The organism is Rosistilla ulvae, assembly GCF_007741475.1.
In the GTDB taxonomy this organism is placed as follows: Bacteria; Planctomycetota; Planctomycetia; order Pirellulales; family Pirellulaceae; genus Rosistilla; species Rosistilla ulvae.
In genome coordinates this window covers 7,301,597-7,318,307 of the sequence record NZ_CP036261.1, presented here as the reverse complement: position 1 = coordinate 7,318,307, position 16,711 = coordinate 7,301,597, and the positions used below count along the sequence as shown (strand labels likewise).

Here is a 16,711-nt window from a genome sequence, read left to right as displayed (position 1 = left end):
TTTTAACGATGAACACCCAACCTCATGTCGTCATCGTCGGCGGCGGTTTTGGCGGATTACAAGCCGCCAAGCAGCTCCGCAAGACAAACGCTCGCGTGACGCTTGTCGACCGCCACAATTACCATCTGTTTCAACCGCTGTTGTACCAAGTCGCAACCGGCGGTTTGTCGCCAGCAAACATCGCCACTCCGCTGCGTGCGATTCTGCGGAAGCAAGCGAATTGCCAGGTGCTGCTGGCGGAGGTGACCGATTTTGATGTCGCCAACAAGCGTTTGGTGTTGGCCGACGGCGAACTCACCTACGACACGCTGGTGGTGGCCGCCGGAGCGACGCACAGCTACTTCGGGAACGACCAGTGGGCCGAGTTCGCGCCGGGGTTGAAAACGATCGGCGATGCGACCGAAATTCGCCGCCGCATCTATCTAGCGTTTGAAGCGGCGGAGCGGGAGACGGATCCGGAAGCCCGCAAAGCCTTGATGACCTTCGTTGTTGTGGGTGGTGGACCGACCGGCGTCGAGTTGGCGGGAACGCTTTCGGAGATCGCCGAGCACACGCTCGCCCGCGACTTCCGCAATATCCGTCCCCAGGACGCGCGGATCATGATCGTCGAAGGCGCTCCGCATGTGTTGAGTCATTACGATGAGGCGTTGAGTCAGCGGGCTGCCGACAAAATCCGTCAGTTCAATATCGAAGTGCATACCCACACCCGAGTCACCGAGATCACCGCCGATCATGTCCGCATGAGCTCCGAGGGCTGTGAAACCATCGTTCCGACGAGGACTGTTCTGTGGGGAGCAGGGGTGCAAGCGAACCCGTTGGGCAAGCGACTGGCTGCCGGTTGTGGCTTGGAGACCGATCGCGCGGGGCACATCCCCGTCGATGAATTTCTGAATGTGGTGGGGCACGAAAACATCTTTGCCATCGGCGACATCGCCACGTGTCTCGATGAGGAGGGCAAGCCGTTGCCGGGGCTCGCCGCCGTGGCGATGCAGCAGGGCGGTTATGTCGCCGACGCGATCGCGGCACGTGTCGCAGGGAAAGGCCAGCCGGAACCATTTCACTACAAAAACAAAGGGACGATGGCGACGATCGGTCGCGCCGCGGCGGTGGTGCAGATCGGCAAACGCCAGTTTTGCGGGTTCTTTGCGTGGTTGTTGTGGCTGTTCGTCCACTTGTTGTTGATCGTGCAGTTCCAGAATCGCGTGCTGATTCTGTTTCAGTGGGCGTGGAATTACGCCACGTTCAACCGAAGTGCGCGACTGATCACCGGCGAGGAGCACGTGGTGATCGTGCGACAACCCAAGCCGACGGAATTTGCGGATGAGGACTCGCTGACAGTCCCTGCTGGCAACCTGTCCGCCGATTCTGGGAAAGGTTGATCCGCTACCAGTGCCTGCAAAATGCTGGCAATTCGTGGTGACAGCGTTTAATTTGTCCTTTGGGTTACTTCTTCTTTTAACGAGAAGTAATGTAGACCAAACGATAGGTAACCGATACAAATTAACGTAGCACGGCGCTCCAAATTCAGCGCCGATTCCACTCCAGATGACTTTGGACATGATTCAAAACATCCTCACCCTATCGACCACGGTCGCAATTGTGCTTCACGCACTTTTGGGGTGTTGTGTGCATCACGAACATGCTTGCGCGTCGCAGGAGGTTGCGACGGTTTCCCAATCGATCGATCATTGCCACGGGCATCACCACGATGCTGGCAATCCATGCGGCGATGGCGAAACCGATCAACAGGGCCAAGACGCTCCGCATGCCCCTTGCGATGAAATCGATTGCAGTCTGATCTCGGTCGTTCGCAATCTGGATGTCAGCCTGTTGTTCTCGGTAACCACTTGGGTTCCCGCGATCGACTACGCCGCCGCCCATTCGGCTCAAGCGTCGCTGACCAGCCGCTACGGTAGCAATGATCCACCCGATCTCTTCTTCGGCAACCAGCCGCTGCGCACTCTGACGCAGGTTTGGCGACTGTAGAGCGGCCATCCGTCGATCTTCAACAGATCGATGGGATTGTCTTCCGCTCGTGCTTTGTCTGCTGCTATCGAACTCGCCAATGGCCTCGCCCTGAGGTTGATGTTCGGTCTCGCTTGCGCATGCAAAACGCTTCGGTTCGCCTTCTCACATCCTGTTGATCGATCGACACGCCTGCGCGTTGTCTCTCTACTAATCCTTGGACTGTTACTTCGACGAACCGTAGCGAATCATGCGGCGGTTGCGGCGAGTCGATCCCTGGGCAAGTGGAAAACTCTCTGGCTGGATGTTCCGTTGGAATCATTGCGATGAAGTTCCGTATTCCCCAATCAAAAAAACTCGCCCAATGGGCCTGGCTCGGCGGCCTGTTGCTGGCTGTGCTGGTCGCAGGTTTTACTTGGCAGCGATGGTTTCCCGCGACACAGTCCTGGGTCGGTCGAACCGTTGCGGTTTTCCGGTCGGGCGGTTCCGAATCGGATCATGGAGGTGAAGCCGCAGCCGATCCGCACGCCGGGCACGATCACTCGGGACATGCGCACGCCGGTCACGACGAAGCCTCCTCTTTGGAACTCTCGGCGCAAGCGATCCGCAACATCGGTCTGTCGGATGAAACGATCCAGCCGGTGCGGTTGGAGACCTATCGCAAATCGATCACCGTTCCGGCCGTGATCGTTGAACGCCCCGGGCGATCGCGCGTCCAAGTCGCCACGCCGATGACTGGCGTGGTCTCCCATGTCCACGCGGTTCAAGGCGAAGCGATCGAGCCGGGAGCTCTGCTGTTTCAGATCCGCTTGACCCACGAAGACCTCGTCCAAGCCCAGACCGAATTTGTCCGAACGCTTGGCGAATGGGATGTCGAACAGCGCGAGATCGCTCGGCTGCAAGACGTCACCCGCAGCGGCGCTGTGGCTGGCAAGGTGTTGTTGGAACGGGAGTACGCGAAGGACAAATTGGAAGCCGCGCTCAGCGCCCAACGCGAATCGCTGCGACTGCACGGTCTGTCGGATAAACAAGTCGAACAGATTGCAGAAGAACGTCGCTTGTTGCGCGAACTGCAGATCTATGCTCCCTCGGTCGACAACCATTCCGAAGACGAATTGAAGCTGTCGATGAATCCAATCCAATCCGCAGCGTACACTCGCAATCGCCAGGTCGCGCAACCGGCCAACGATCTTCCGGCGGTGGCTGGACCTTTGATCCTGCAAGACCTGGCGGTTCACAAGGGCCAGTCGGTCAATGCGGGCGAGACGCTGTGCATCCTGGCCGAATACGACGAATTGTTTATCGAGGGGCTGGCCTTCGAACAGGATATCGATCAACTGCGTCGCGCGTCGCAGAACGATTGGACTGTCGACGCCGTCTTCGACCAACCCAATGACAAAAAGCAGATCGTCGCCGGACTGCGGATCGTCTATTTGGACAATCGCGTCGATCCCGATTCGCGAACGTTGAACTTCTACGTCCGGTTGACCAATCAAGTGACGAAGGATCAACGCGGCGACGGCAACCGTTATATCGAGTGGCGATACCTTCCCGGCCAACGACTGCAGTTGCGGGTGCCGGTCGAAGAGTGGCCCCAACAGATCGTCTTGCCGGTTGAAGCCGTTGCCCGCGAGGGAGCTGAGTTTTTCGTCTTCCAACAGAACGGAAACCACTTCGATCGGATCCCCGTCCACGTCAAATACCGCGATCAATATTCGGCGGTCATCGCCAACGATGGCTCGCTGTTTCCCGGCGACGTGGTTGCGATGCGTGGTGCACATCAGATGCAAATGGCCCTGAAGAACAAAGCTGGCGGCGGAGTTGATCCGCATGCAGGCCACAACCACTAAAGGGCATCGCACATGTTAAACGCAATCATCCGATTCGCGCTCCACCAGCGGTTGCTGGTGATCGCCGCTGCATTGTTTCTTGTCGGTTATGGAGCCTGGCAGGCGATGCATTCGCAGATCGATGTGTTTCCGGATCTGAACCGACCGCGAGTCGTGATCATGACCGAAGCACCGGGGCTGGCCCCCGAAGAGGTCGAGACGCTTATCACGTTTCCGATCGAAACGACGATGAACGGTGCCAACGGCGTGCAAGCGGTTCGCAGCGCGTCGGGCGTCGGGATCTCGGTGATCTATGTCGAATTCGACTGGGGCACCGACATCTACAACGACCGCCAGATCGTCAACGAACGGCTGCAACTTGTCCAAGAGCGGATGCCGGAAGGCGTCAAGCCAACGCTGGCACCAATCTCATCGATCATGGGCCAGATCCTGATGCTGGGGATGTGGAGCGAAGATGACAGCACGCCGCCGTTGGAGCTGCGTACGTTGGGCGATTGGGTCGTGCGGCAACGGTTGCTGACGATCCCCGGCGTCTCGCAAGTTTTCACGATGGGAGGCGGCCGCAAGCAGTTCCAAGTCCTGGTCGATCCCGATGCGATGCTGCGATTTGGCGTGGCGCTACACGAAGTGAAACAAGCGGTCCAGAACAGCAACGAAAACGCGACCGGCGGCTATCTGGATGAACAGGGGCCCAACGAATTGCTGGTCCGTGCGTTGGGGCGAGTGCAGTCGATCGAGGACCTTCAAAAAGTTGTCGTTACGATGCGCGAGGGCCGACCGATCGCGTTGGGCCAGATCGCTACCGTCGTCGCCGGGCCGCAGGTGCGCCGCGGCGACAGCGCCGCCTATCTCCGCGATGACGAAGGGAAGTTTTCCGGCGGCCCTGCCGTCATTCTCACGATCAACAAGCAGCCTGGAGCCGACACCCGCCGCGTGACCGAGGACGTGCTGGCGGCGATCGACGATCTGCGTCCTTCGCTTCCCGAGGGACTGCGGATCGAACCGCTGTACACGCAGAAGTCGTTTATCGATCGGGCGATCGCCAACGTTGTCGAAGCGCTTCGCGACGGCGGCTTCCTGGTCGTGATCATCCTGTTTTTGTTCTTGATGAACGTCCGCACGACCTTCATCACGCTGACCGCAATCCCGTTGTCGCTGGTGATGACGGCGATCGTCTTTTCGTTCTTCGGGATCTCGATCAACACGATGACCCTGGGCGGACTGGCGGTGGCGATCGGCGAACTTGTCGACGACGCGATCGTCGACGTCGAAAACATCTTCCGGCGGCTAAAAGAAAACCGAGCCCTCGCGAATCCGAAGCCGCCGCTGTTGGTCGTGTTCCGCGCCAGCATCGAGATCCGCAACTCGATCGTCTTCGGCACGATGATCGTGATCCTGGTCTTCATTCCATTGTTTGCACTGACTGGCATGGAAGGTCGGCTGTTCGCGCCACTGGGCATCGCCTACATCGTGTCGATTTTGTCTTCGCTGCTGGTCTCGTTGACCGTCACGCCCGTGTTGTCGTATTGGTTGTTGGGCAAACAAAAGCTGGTCGATCACCAGCGGGACGGCTTGCTGCTGCGGGGGATCAAATGGATCGGCGACCGCGTGATTCGGTTCAGCCTGCGACTGCCGCGATTGAACCTGACAGTCACCGCCCTCTTGGTCGCGTTGGCGGGGCTGTTTGCCTTTTCGTTGGAACGCGATTTTCTGCCGCCGTTTAACGAAGGAGCGGTTCAGTTAAACGTCGTGCTTCCGCCGGGGACTTCGTTGGAGACATCGAATCAGATCGCCCAACGCGTCGAACAGCGACTGCAGCAGGTCGACGATGTTCAGCAGTTCATTCGCCGGACCGGTCGAGCCGAACTGGACGAACATGCCGAGGGGGTGAACATGAGCGAGTTCATCCTGGAACTGGATCCCGAATCGCCTCGGCCGCGCGAGTCGCAACTGGAAGAGATCCGCGAAGCGATGGCCGATATCCCCGGCATCGTGACTGCTGTCGAACAACCGATCGCCCACCTGATTTCGCACATGCTCTCGGGCGTCAAAGCTCAGATCGGTATCAAAATCTATGGCGACGATCTCGACACGCTGCGTCGCAAGGCGGAGGAGATGCAGTCGGCGATCGGGGCGGTTGCAGGAGTCAAAGACCTGATGGTCGAACCGCAGGTGACGATCCCACAATTGCGGATCGAACTGGACCGCGACAAACTGCTGGTCCATGGTCTGACGCCCGCGGAGGTGAACGAATTTATCGAGACCGCGATGAATGGACAGGTCGTTTCCGAAGTCCTGATCGGCCAGCGGACCTTCGATTTGCTGATCCGCCTGGACGAAGACTACCGCGAAAATCTGCGGTCATTGCGACGCTTGACGATCAACCTGAAAGATGGCGGCATGCTTCCGTTGGAAGCTGTCGCGAAGATCTACGAATCGGGCGGCCCCAACACGATCAATCGCGAGAACGTCCGCCGACGGATCGTGCTGCAATGCAACGTTGCCGACCGCGGCGTCGTCGATGTCGTGCAAGACATTCAGGAACGGGTCGCGCCGGTCGTCGCCTCGCTGCCGCCGGGCTATTTCGTCCAGTACAGCGGCCAGTTCGAAAGCCAGCAATCGGCATCGCGCGTGATCGGGGCTCTGTTCGCCGTCACTTTGGTCGGCGTCTTCTTGGTCCTGTTCACGATGTTCCGCAGCGTCAACCTTTCGTTGCAAGTGATGGCCGCTCTGCCGATGGCGTTCATCGGGTCGGTGATCGCGTTGGTGGTGACCGGCCAGACGTTGACCGTTGCCGCGATGGTCGGCTTCATTTCGCTAGCTGGAATCGCGTCGCGAAACGGAATCCTGCTGCTCAACCACTACCTGCACCTGGTCCGCCACGAAGGCGAAGACTGGACTCAGGAGATGATCGTCCGCGCCGGCTTAGAACGCTTGGCTCCCGTCTTGATGACCGCGCTCACTTCGGGGATCGGACTGGTTCCGTTGGTCCTGGCGGCGGGCGAACCGGGTAAAGAGATCCTCTACCCGGTGGCGACTGTCATCCTGGGCGGATTGATCAGTTCGACCATGCTCGACTTTTTTGTTCACCCCGCTCTGTTTTGGCTGTTCGGAATCGATGAAGCCCGCCGCGTCGTCGAGGAATCGGGCAACGAATTGGAGCTGACAGAAGAGTCGGATGACCTGGACCACGAATCACCAACGAACCCTCCACCGCTCACGGCACCGGTGGCCACCTAACTCAACACCTGTTTATTTCCGCTACGAATTTTCACCCCTTGCCGATGCGGTCGCTCAATACGAGCAACGCATTGGTTGAACCAATCGCTAGCAACCTATTGGCTAGCAAATCCTGTTGCGTTTTGCTCTCACCCCCAACTGAAAAATAGCGTATTCACTGGAGCACACTATGAAGAAACTGACGACCACGTTCGCCATCGGCTTCGCATGTCTTGCCATCAGCCTGACCGGCTGCAAACCCGCACCAACCGCCGATTCCGGCGCGGCCGACGCACATCAAGGAGAGGCCGCTCATGCTCATCCCACCGAGGGTCCGCATCACGGTTCATTGATCGAACTGGGGAACGAGGAATATCACGCCGAACTGGTTCACGACGACGCTGCAGGGACGGTCACGATCTACGTGCTCGATTCGGCAGCCAAGGCGCAGGTTCCAATCGCGGCGACGGAGATCACGATCAACGCCACGCATGATGGGACGCCCGAGCAGTTTCCGCTAGCAGCATCCCCCGACGAGAACGATCCAGAAGGCCAATCCTCGCGGTTCGTTTCGACCGATAAGGAACTAGCGGCACACCTGGATGAAGAGGGAGCCGAGCCGCGATTGGTGTTGAGCATCAATGGCAAATCGTATCGCGGGACGATCCATCACGACCACGATGGAGAGGGCCACCACGATCACGATCACTAGAAGTTAAAGAGCCTTAGCCACTTGGGAATCGCTAGCGTCGATTCTCAGCACACTATTTTGACCAGAATCCGATTGCCGAGCGGATTCTGGTCGGATCGACACCTCGGCAGCTAATGAAGGATGCTAACCATGACACGGAATGTCACCAAGTTCGCACTGACGTTGACTCTGATCGCCACTTGCATTGCCCAGAGTTCGACCGCTCGTGGTGCCAGCCCTGTCGAGCAGATGCTCGACACCGTCGCCAATAATCAACAGTTCGCCTACATCCTGTTCTATCGCAACAACGATGCCGCGACGCAGAGCATGCATGGCGTGTTGCAATCGACCTTCGCCGAACGGCGCGATGCCGCGATCCTGCCGGTGCAAATCACCGACGTCGCCGAACGCGATCTCGTTAAACGATTTGATGCCACGCGTTTGCCGATGCCTGCCGTCGCTGTATTGGCTCCCAATGGCGCCGTCTGCAGCGTCTTCCCACAACGCGTCACCGGGCACCAATTGACCTCGGCGATCGTCTCGCCCGGACAAGCAAAGTGCCTCAAGGCGTTGCAGGACAAGAAGATCGTCCTGCTGTGTGCTCAGCCCGCCGCCGGTGCTGCAATCCCGATGGGAGTTCGCCAATTCATGGCCGACTCGCTTTATCAAGATCGCTCGACCGTCGTCACCGTGGAAGCCAACGATCCGGGCGAAGCGAAGTTTCTGAATCAATTGAAGGTTCGCACAGACCAACCGACATCGGTCGTCGCCTTCATGGCACCTCCGGGCGTGATGATCGGGATCTTCAATGGCAGCGTCACCCACAGCACGCTAGCTGAAAAACTGGCTGCGGCTGGCAAATGCTGCGACGACGAAAATTGCAAGCATCACAAATCGGCTGGCGCTTCCCAACCCGCTCGCCGCTAGCAAGCCCGCGCCTCGACGCGCCGTGGCCTCTTCGCCCGATGATTCGCCAAACCGTTTGCGTTTGGCGGGCGCGAGCGTCCCCGCGGTGTTGCTGAAAATCGCCCCTCTCCAAAAAACGAAAAGCTCTCTCAAGGAACGGAATCCATGCAACTGAAGTCCATGATTTGGAAAGAACTGTGGCAGCGGCCGACCCCGATGCTGACAAGTCTGCTGGCGGTAACCCTTGGCGTGACCGCGCTGGTTGCGATCCAGAACATCACGGTTTTTTCGGAGCGAAAAATCGCAGGGGACATGGAATCGCTGGGAGCCAACGTCTTGGTGCTGCCACCGAACGTTAGCTTGCAAGATTATTATTCGGCCGATATGCATGGCCACACGATGCCCGAATCGTATGTCAGCCAGCTGGCCCTGGCGCGACTGGCCGGCGTCGAAAACCTGGCTCCGAAATTGTGCGTCGCCGCCGACGTCGATTCGATTCCCGTGACGCTGACTGGCATCTTGCCACGCAGCGAATTCCAAGCCAAGTCGGCTTGGCAGGGGCTCGGGATGTTGACTAATGCCGTTGGCACCGACGCCGGTTGCTGTGCCCCCAAAGCTTCCGTTCCATCGGCTGGCGACAACGATCCCGATTCCTTGGCGACCAACCGCACGATCGACGAATTGGGCGATCGCGACGTGATCTTGGGACGCGACATCGCCACACAATTGGGAGCCAGCGTCGGCGACAAGCTGCCGTTGTTGGGCGAAGAATTTAAGGTGCTGACGATTCTGCCAGCCACCGGAACGATCGATGACGGCCGCGTCTTTGCTCACCTGCACAGCGTGCAAGATCTCTCCGAAGCTGGCCCGGTTGTGAACGTGATCGAGATCATGGCCTGCTGTGAAGAAGCCGCCGGCGGATTGATCGGCAAGCTGTCGGCTGAGTTGCCGGACACGCGCGTGATCACAATCGCTCAAGTGGTCGAGACACAGATCGCCGTTAACGGTCTGATGTCGCGATTGTCGTGGGTCTTCTTTTCGATCCTGTTGCTGGTCGGTGGTGCGAGCATCGCCAGCGTGATGTACGCCAACGTAACCGAACGCCGCAAAGAGATCGGCACGCTGATGGCTCTTGGTGCCACCCGCGGCTTCGTGACAAAAATGTTCTTGGGCAAAGCGACGTTGTTGGGCTTGGCCGGCGGCGTCGGCGGGTTTGCTGCCGGAACGATCCTGGCCGCGATCCTCGGCCCTCAATTGTTAGGCGTTCACGTCCAACCGATGCCCAGCCTGCTTGGCGTCGGCATGGCCACCGCCACTGTCGTCGCTGTATTGGCCAGCCTGCTGCCAGCTCGCCGCGCCGCTGGAGTCGATCCCTGCCTGGTCTTCAACGACGCCTGATTCGCAAGTCTTTGCGAACCATCACCACAATTCAACGCTCTCATTTTCAAGGAAGGACTGTCATGTATCGCCTGCAATCGGTCACTCATACGTACCAGCGTCGCGGTCAAATCGTGACCGCTCTGGACGACTCCAATCTCGAAATCGCCGACAATGACTTCATCGCGATCGTTGGTCCCAGCGGCAGCGGAAAGACGACGTTGCTGTCGGTGTTGGGAGGCATGTTGGCTCCCACGACCGGTCAGATCATGCTCGATGGCCAGTCGCTGTACGATCTGTCGATCGAGAGCCGAGCTGAGCTGCGGCGCGAAAAGATCGGCTTCGTATTCCAGTCGTTCAATCTGATCCATTGGCTCTCCGCATGTGAAAACGTGCAGATTCCACTGATGCTGTCGGGACTGAGCGCTCAACAGCAGCGAGAGCACGCGTTGGAGTTGTTGGATCGCGTCGGACTCGCCGACCGCAGCGATCACCGTCCGTCGGAGATGAGCCAAGGGCAACAACAACGCGTCGCACTGGCGCGGACGTTGGCCAACGATCCTCAGATCATCTTAGCCGACGAACCGACGGGAAATCTCGACGCCGAGACTCGCGTGCAAGTGATGGAATATCTGACCGAGTTCCACAACGACGGACGCACGATCGTGATGGTAACTCACGATGCCCAGACCGCGTCGTTCGCCAACCGAACGATCCGTCTAGTCGCGGGCGTGACACAAGAAGTTGCCACAGCCAAAGCCGCCTAGCACGTGTTGGTCGGAGTTGCAGTTGTGTTCGCCACGGTGATCCCGAAGGGATCGCGCAGATGGTAGCCGGAGGTCGACGCGCAGCGGCGCACCTCCGGAACACGATACCACGGCACGCGACGCTCCCGAAGGGATCGCAGATCGACGTGCGTCCCCGCCGGGGGCGGCGTTTGAATTCACGAACGGTTCCTCGCCCCTCAACGGGCCAAAGGCCCGACGGTTACTACGCGTCCGCGGGACGGCGCACGATATTCTTCACCTTCCGCAGCGTCCGCAACATCGCCAATTTTGCGTTGTCGCGACCGGGACGCTCACCGACGTTCGACGGCGTCAAACCGATCCGTCGCAGGTGGCGGTTGAAGCGATGAAGGGTTTGCCGATCCGAGGAGTCTTGGGTCTGGAAGGTGATGCTGAACGAGACCGAGACCTCGGGGCCATTTTCGACGTAGTGCGGCGCCACGACGGGGAAGTGCAAACCTTCGCCGGGTGACAGATCGAACTGCTCGCCACGCTCGCGGAACCGTTCTTCGAACTGCATGTTCCGGTGAGCGCCGGAGAAGAAGTCTTCGACTTGCGTTTCGGGGAGGACTTCGCGATCGTTCTGCCCGAACATCCAGACCTTCTTCGTGCCGCGGATCTGCAGGAGAAAATTGTTCTCCGGATCGATATGGAATGGCGTCACCGAACCGGGAGACGAAATGAAGATGAAGCCCTGCTTGTGCGTCATCCCTTCGGAGACCAACGCCGCCAGTGGCTTGACCTGGTCCAGGCATTGATCCAACAGATCGCCATACTGATTGTTCAGTTCGACATTTTTCAACACCAACCATGACTGGCACTGTTGAATCCGTTGGATCGTCTCTTCCACCGACAGCCCATTTTGTGGCGTCGATGTCGGGTCTTGTGATACCGGCAGGTTGCCAGCGTTGTATTCGACGCGGTCGGCCGGCAAGTCTTTCGACAATTCGATCAACGATTCCAATGCGAACAACGGGTGATCGCTCAATTGATGCCCGATCTTAAACGGACGGCGATTGAAATCGTCGATAAACTTCTGCTGGTTCAGGTCGCACAAATGGTCTTGGCTGAGCGCGGTGGGGAGTGGTTGTAGCATCTTATTTTCCCTTCTTCTTAAATGAGTGACGAACCAGCTGGAGCATCGGTAGGCTGGCCACGGCGACTTGCGACAGCTTGCCGCCCAACGCCACGACGAGACTTTGAAATCGGATCCGGTCGGGCCAGACGCGGTTGATCATCGAGTGGTCCGGATCGGCGCACGAATCGACGATCTCCAATCCACGGTCGTGCATGATCGGGATGTTCTCCAGTTCGGCGATCAAGCCGGGCGAATATTCGTGTAGCGTTTCGTCGAAGGTGGTTTTGAAATGCGCCCCGCGTTCGGATGTCACTAGATCGCACATCATGCTGATCGGGCGATCGTCGAGCGAAACCTTGAGGATCTGCATTTTGTTCTTCTCTAGCATCCGCGTTGCCATCTCGCGAAAGAATTCACGAGATCCATCGCTGCTGTCAAACGCGGTCCCTTGGCGTCCCTTCCATCCCGCCGCTTCCAACGCGATGTACTCTTCGATCCACGTCGCGTGGTCGTCTTGATCGGCGCAACCTGTTGTCAGTGCGCCCTGCTGGGCCAGCTTGCGACTCAATCGCTGCGTTCCCTTTCGCGTGCTCTTGGAGACTTGAGCATTTAGATAGGTTTCCGCATCGGGGGCCGGCTGGAAGCAGGCTCGCGTGAATGCGTCGCGGTGGAAGACTGTCGTCGACGCGGCGTAGAAATGATCGGTGATCAGATTCGCAAATTGGTCCTGCCCGCTGACCGTATTCATGCTCAGCAATTGCACGCCCTGCTCGGTCGCCAAATATTCGAGCGCAAACCGCCAGGCTTCGGCGGCGCAATCCCGGCGTAACAGCGGAGTGCAATCGAAGCACTGATCGTGTTTCCAGATTTCGCGGCCAGACAATGGCAGGCCGTAAATTCGTTTACGGATCAACGGCATCAGCCCGCACAGGACCGGATCCCCTTCGGGATGCATTCGCCGCGGGGCTTCGATCACCAGTACCGCCGCATCGCGATCGTTCAGGTGCCGTAGCGCGGGGATCAGGAAATCGGGGTCGAAGAAGAGATTGGGGTGGATCGCGGTTTCCATCAATCGCTGCCAGCGATCGACGATCGATTCGAGTTCTTCGAGGTCGCGAACGATCCGGCCGTGGAAGTCGAGTTGCGGCAGATCGACTTCGGCCACGCGGTAATGTTTTTGCCCGATTTTGGACTTTGAAGCCGTTGATTTCAGCAGTGACGTCGACAGCTTTTGGATCATCGAGCCACTCCCAGCCCACGCCATTGAAAGCTGCGTAGATCGTTTTTCAGTCGCCGTGCGCCAAGAGCCAGCTTATGCCCAGCAGTCGTGAACAAACTCTTCGACACACACCGCACCGTTGCTAAGTGGACAGGGCGAGCACCCCAGAACTTTTTGTAGGGTTCGTCGCCGCGGAGGAAGTCGAACTCCGCAATCCCTTCACCGATCGTCCGCCGGATGACATGAGTGAACAGCAGATATCCGGGTTCCAGTTCCATTGCATCGCGCGACGCGCCGGACTGATACAACTGGGGACCGCGTGGGCCCTGCAAGTTGAAATGGACGGCGATCGGTTTGCCTTGATGTTCCGCAATCAGGATTTCAGCTTTCCCCTGAGGGATCAAATCGGCCGCGGCGGCATGCAGGAAGCGGACGTATTCGGGATCGCAAAACGCCGACTGCAGCCCCTTGGCATCGGTTCGTTCCAGATGCAGACGGACCAGCGTCGCAAATGCCGATTCGACCGACAGGTCGTCGCGGGTCGAACGGATCTGCACCTCGCCGCCGTCGATCCGGCGGGCAGCTTTGCGAACCTTGCGGCGTAAATTGGAAGCCGATTGCTTGAGGAATTGGTCCCAAGAATCAGGCAGTTCCAAAAGCCAAGACGAATCGACGTCGCGGTCGTATCGCCAGAAGGGAGTTCCCAATTGGTCGACGATCTTGAGGTCGGGGTTTTGGGAGGGATCGGCTAGGACGCCGTCGAGTTCGACCATCCGGATGAACCGCGACTGGCGGACGTCTTCGGCGATCTCGGAAAGGAAATCTTGGCGGTGTTCGTCGGCGACGATCAATTGCGCGTAATCGCTGCATGTGATCCCGCTGCCGAGGAACTTCAAAGCGCGTTGGCCAAGGCGACGGTCAAAATAGAACGGTGCGATTCCGACAACGGTCCCTTGATCTTCGTAGCAATAGATCCGCAGCGCGTTATAGCGGCTGAAGCTTTGCCACCATGCGAAGTTCCAGGCGAAGCTCTGCATCGGTGCGGGATCCAGCGCGTCCCAGGCTTCCTGCAGCTGCATGAATTCAGCTTCGCTTTTGACAATCCGTAGATTCATTCGTCGGCTTACCAGCGTCTTGAGTTGTGAGTGGAGGCTTCATCGCGCCGAGGATAGATGCGCGTTCATCACCTGCTGTCAGCCCATCGCCGGGCGTGTTCAACGTGCAATTTTTGAAGGGGTTGAAGCCGCATGCGATCGCATCGATGGATCGGGCACGCCTAGTAAACGTAGATCACAAATCTGCCGCCAGCCGACTGGGAAGGTTCGAATTATGAGCAACCGATCCGATCGGCCGATCGCTGCGATGAGACTGCACCGATCGCAGCGATCGCGCCGAACATGACGGCAGCACCGCCCGGCGCTCAGCGTTTGACTTGGTCTTCCAACGCCCGACGCGATGCTCGGGCTGCTGATTCCCAGTCTCCGGCTTTCGCTTGAGCAACGATCGCCGCGACGATCCCATGCGATGGATCGCTCGCCGCCGCCGTCGATCGACTCTCGTCCAACAACTCCTCGATCCGCTGCAGCCCCTCGTCGCTGCGTTGGTTGCAAACGCGATAGAGGGCGATCGTCAGGTCGTATCCGTTTTCGCTGAGCGGTGCCGGCGGTTGCATCCACCACCACAGTCCCGCAGCGACGATCGCAACTGCAACGCTCGCCCAGCCGAAACGTGCCAGCGATGTTTCTGATTTCGAAGCTCCCATCACAGCGCCTCCCCAGCGATGACTTCCCCTTCGTTCATGCTCGACAGTTCCGCCCACAGGAACAGATCGACGTATTCGCTGACAAAGCGAACGCTTCCATCGCCCATGCAAACCATCCCGCCGCCGGGATGCTGCGAGTACATTTGACCGACGTGATAGGTGGGGAAGTTGACCGGGTGAATGATCGGGCTGCCGGTGATATCCAGCTCGCCACCCGATGGCCCGGCGTGTACCAGCGTCAGCGTCGCCGCGGCGTCGGGACCGTTTTCGGGCGAAGAAAACTGTGGATGTGTGTAGGCACCGGGCACGACGCCCACCCACGTTTTGTCGCTCAGCGCGGAACTGTGCTCACCAAAAAAGATCGTGTTGGTGGTCCCATCGGTCACGTCGCGGAATCGCGTTTTGGAATTCCGAAAGAACGGCCCGTCGGCCACTCGCCCCGCATCGCCATCGATCGCCACGATCGTTGTCGTCGACGTGTAGATGTTTGTAAAAATCTCTCCCGTCGCTGCCGAACCGCATTCGCCCCAACAACTCTCTTGACCGTGGCTGGCGACATAGTGGCTGCGTCCGACGCGAACCGTCCCGCCACCGATGCTCAAAGGGTTGCCCGACGCGCCCTGAACGTCAAACGGTTCGTCGCCGCCGGTGGCGCTGGGGCACAAAAACAATGGCAGCGTTGTTGCGATCGCTTGTCGGTTCGCAACGGACCAGATCGGTTGATCGATTCGCATGTTGTCGATCAACGTGCTTGCTTCGACAAACGGCAGCAACCCCGTCGACCAACCCCAGCCGGGACCGGCGTCCCAGGTCAGCGGATCGATCTGAACCGAAGCGGGGGCCGAACCGTTCCTTGTCGGATAAGAGACGTAGCCCGAAGGGAACCGTCCGAAGGTGGAGTGGTAGTTGTGCGTTGCCAGTCCAATTTGTTTCAGTTGATTGCTGCACGTCATCCGCCGCGCCGTCTCGCGAGCCGCCTGGACGGCTGGCAATAACAGGCCGACTAGCAGCCCGATGATCGCGATCACAACAAGCAGTTCGACTAGCGTAAACCCTCGTCGGCGAGACCTTTTGTGGTGGGCGGTTTGGAAATCTTTGCGAATGAGAAAACGTTCGACTCGCATGATATGACCCTTCGGTTGTGGTTGATTGAATTTTCAGAGTTAGCGGAGGCTAAGTTTGCATGCAAGTAAGAGAAGCAGGTTCTTCGTCGTGTCTGCCTCGAGTTAGTGCGGGCTAACTTAGGTGGTGCTAAACTAGTGCGGCGGGTGGGGCAAGATCAAGGGGGTTCAGTCGAAAATTCAAAATTGATAGAATCCAGGGTCCCCCGCGAGCCGGGAATTTCTGCCGCCTGACAGCGGAACCGACGCCGCATCCGCACCTTTAAGGGATCCTGGTTTGCCCTCCAAGACGCATCAACGCACTCGATCCGACCACGCTAGCGAGGTTGCGGAGGACTATGTCGAAGCGATCGCCGACGCGATCGCTCAGCGTGGGGTCTGTCGCGCCGTCGATTTAGTCAATCAATTTGCTGTTACGCACGCCACGGTCAACAATACGATCGGGCGTTTGCAGCGGGACGGGTTGGTGCAGACCGAGCCGTATCAGCCGATCGAACTTACAGCGAAGGGGAAGCGATTGGCGACGCAATCGCGGAAGCGGCACGAGATTGTCGAGGCGTTTCTGCGTCGATTGGGTGTCAGCGAGCAGACGGCCGCCGCGGACACCGAGGGGATCGAGCATCATGTCAGCAAAGAAACGCTGGCTGCGATGAAACGCGTCCTGACCAAAGGCTGGCCCGAATAATTCGGGCGCATTGGCTGGGTTGACCAGCCTCTCACCGCTTGAATTCAAGCGGC

Annotated in this window: 14 protein-coding genes; 9 read left to right on the top strand and 5 right to left on the bottom strand. The window is 58.6% G+C overall.

Going from position 1 to position 16,711, the window contains the following annotated elements; genetic code table 11:
* Positions 1-8 precede the first annotated feature (8 nt).
* From EC9_RS25790 to EC9_RS25755, 8 genes are all read left to right on the top strand, one after another.
* The gene (locus EC9_RS25790) at positions 9-1,379 is read left to right on the top strand and encodes an NAD(P)/FAD-dependent oxidoreductase (RefSeq protein ID WP_145348848.1); all 1,371 of its coding nucleotides are present in this window, start codon (positions 9-11) and stop codon (positions 1,377-1,379) included.
* 178 nt (positions 1,380-1,557) lie between these two features.
* Positions 1,558-1,986 (top strand): hypothetical protein, encoded by a 429-nt coding sequence (locus EC9_RS25785; protein WP_145348847.1) that lies wholly within the window; start codon positions 1,558-1,560, stop codon positions 1,984-1,986.
* A gap of 305 nt (positions 1,987-2,291) precedes the next feature.
* Positions 2,292-3,815 (top strand): efflux RND transporter periplasmic adaptor subunit, encoded by a 1,524-nt coding sequence (locus EC9_RS25780; RefSeq protein WP_145348846.1) that lies wholly within the window; start codon positions 2,292-2,294, stop codon positions 3,813-3,815.
* Positions 3,816-3,827: 12 nt separating this feature from the next.
* Positions 3,828-7,055, top strand: a complete 3,228-nt coding sequence (locus tag EC9_RS25775; RefSeq protein WP_145348845.1) for an efflux RND transporter permease subunit — start codon at positions 3,828-3,830, stop codon at positions 7,053-7,055.
* A 169-nt stretch (positions 7,056-7,224) separates the two neighbouring features.
* Entirely contained in the window at positions 7,225-7,746 is a 522-nt protein-coding gene (locus EC9_RS25770) for a hypothetical protein (RefSeq protein ID WP_246105880.1), read from the top strand.
* Positions 7,747-7,875: 129 nt separating this feature from the next.
* Entirely contained in the window at positions 7,876-8,652 is a 777-nt protein-coding gene (locus tag EC9_RS25765; RefSeq protein ID WP_145348844.1) for a hypothetical protein, read from the top strand.
* A gap of 144 nt (positions 8,653-8,796) precedes the next feature.
* Positions 8,797-10,029, top strand: coding sequence for an ABC transporter permease (locus EC9_RS25760; RefSeq protein ID WP_145348843.1), 1,233 nt, complete (start codon positions 8,797-8,799; stop codon positions 10,027-10,029).
* A 62-nt stretch (positions 10,030-10,091) separates the two neighbouring features.
* Entirely contained in the window at positions 10,092-10,775 is a 684-nt protein-coding gene (locus EC9_RS25755) for an ABC transporter ATP-binding protein (protein WP_145123467.1), read from the top strand.
* Between the two features lie 223 nt (positions 10,776-10,998).
* Here EC9_RS25755 and EC9_RS25750 read toward each other — a convergent pair whose 3' ends face one another.
* The 5 genes from EC9_RS25750 to EC9_RS25730 all read right to left on the bottom strand — a co-directional run bounded on the left by EC9_RS25750 (position 10,999) and on the right by EC9_RS25730 (position 15,976).
* Positions 10,999-11,889, bottom strand: a complete 891-nt coding sequence (locus EC9_RS25750; protein ID WP_145348842.1) for a cupin-like domain-containing protein — start codon at positions 11,887-11,889, stop codon at positions 10,999-11,001.
* Position 11,890: 1 nt separating this feature from the next.
* On the bottom strand, positions 11,891-13,111 hold the full coding sequence (locus tag EC9_RS25745; protein ID WP_218934454.1) for a GNAT family N-acetyltransferase: 1,221 nt from the start codon (positions 13,109-13,111) through the stop codon (positions 11,891-11,893).
* Positions 13,108-14,205, bottom strand: coding sequence for a GNAT family N-acetyltransferase (locus EC9_RS25740; protein WP_145348840.1), 1,098 nt, complete (start codon positions 14,203-14,205; stop codon positions 13,108-13,110). Before EC9_RS25740 ends, EC9_RS25745 begins: the two co-directional genes overlap by 4 nt.
* Before the next feature lie 305 nt (positions 14,206-14,510).
* Entirely contained in the window at positions 14,511-14,852 is a 342-nt protein-coding gene (locus EC9_RS25735; protein ID WP_145348839.1) for a hypothetical protein, read from the bottom strand.
* A complete protein-coding gene (locus tag EC9_RS25730) occupies positions 14,852-15,976 on the bottom strand; it encodes a DUF1559 domain-containing protein (RefSeq protein ID WP_145348838.1) in 1,125 nt (374 codons plus the stop codon). The genes EC9_RS25735 and EC9_RS25730 overlap by 1 nt, the downstream gene beginning before the upstream one ends.
* Before the next feature lie 220 nt (positions 15,977-16,196).
* On the opposite strand from EC9_RS25730, the gene mntR reads away from it, so the two are divergent.
* Complete coding sequence (gene mntR / locus EC9_RS25725) at positions 16,197-16,658, top strand: manganese-binding transcriptional regulator MntR (RefSeq protein ID WP_145348837.1); 462 nt, start codon at positions 16,197-16,199, stop codon at positions 16,656-16,658.
* Positions 16,659-16,711: the final 53 nt, after the last annotated feature.

Excerpts from the sequence above, each read along its gene's own strand:
- EC9_RS25785 (WP_145348847.1), top strand. The coding sequence starts at position 1,558 with ATGATTCAAAACATCCTCACCCTATCGACCACGGTCGCAATTGTGCTT.
- EC9_RS25775 (WP_145348845.1), top strand. The coding sequence starts at position 3,828 with ATGTTAAACGCAATCATCCGATTCGCGCTCCACCAGCGGTTGCTGGTG.
- EC9_RS25770 (WP_246105880.1), top strand. The coding sequence starts at position 7,225 with ATGAAGAAACTGACGACCACGTTCGCCATCGGCTTCGCATGTCTTGCC.
- EC9_RS25730 (WP_145348838.1), bottom strand. The coding sequence starts at position 15,976 with ATGCGAGTCGAACGTTTTCTCATTCGCAAAGATTTCCAAACCGCCCAC.
- EC9_RS25765 (WP_145348844.1), top strand. The coding sequence starts at position 7,876 with ATGACACGGAATGTCACCAAGTTCGCACTGACGTTGACTCTGATCGCC.
- EC9_RS25735 (WP_145348839.1), bottom strand. The coding sequence starts at position 14,852 with ATGGGAGCTTCGAAATCAGAAACATCGCTGGCACGTTTCGGCTGGGCG.
- EC9_RS25750 (WP_145348842.1), bottom strand. The coding sequence starts at position 11,889 with ATGCTACAACCACTCCCCACCGCGCTCAGCCAAGACCATTTGTGCGAC.
- EC9_RS25740 (WP_145348840.1), bottom strand. The coding sequence starts at position 14,205 with ATGAATCTACGGATTGTCAAAAGCGAAGCTGAATTCATGCAGCTGCAG.
- EC9_RS25755 (WP_145123467.1), top strand. The coding sequence starts at position 10,092 with ATGTATCGCCTGCAATCGGTCACTCATACGTACCAGCGTCGCGGTCAA.
- EC9_RS25760 (WP_145348843.1), top strand. The coding sequence starts at position 8,797 with ATGCAACTGAAGTCCATGATTTGGAAAGAACTGTGGCAGCGGCCGACC.
- EC9_RS25745 (WP_218934454.1), bottom strand. The coding sequence starts at position 13,111 with ATGATCCAAAAGCTGTCGACGTCACTGCTGAAATCAACGGCTTCAAAG.
- EC9_RS25780 (WP_145348846.1), top strand. The coding sequence starts at position 2,292 with ATGAAGTTCCGTATTCCCCAATCAAAAAAACTCGCCCAATGGGCCTGG.
- EC9_RS25790 (WP_145348848.1), top strand. The coding sequence starts at position 9 with ATGAACACCCAACCTCATGTCGTCATCGTCGGCGGCGGTTTTGGCGGA.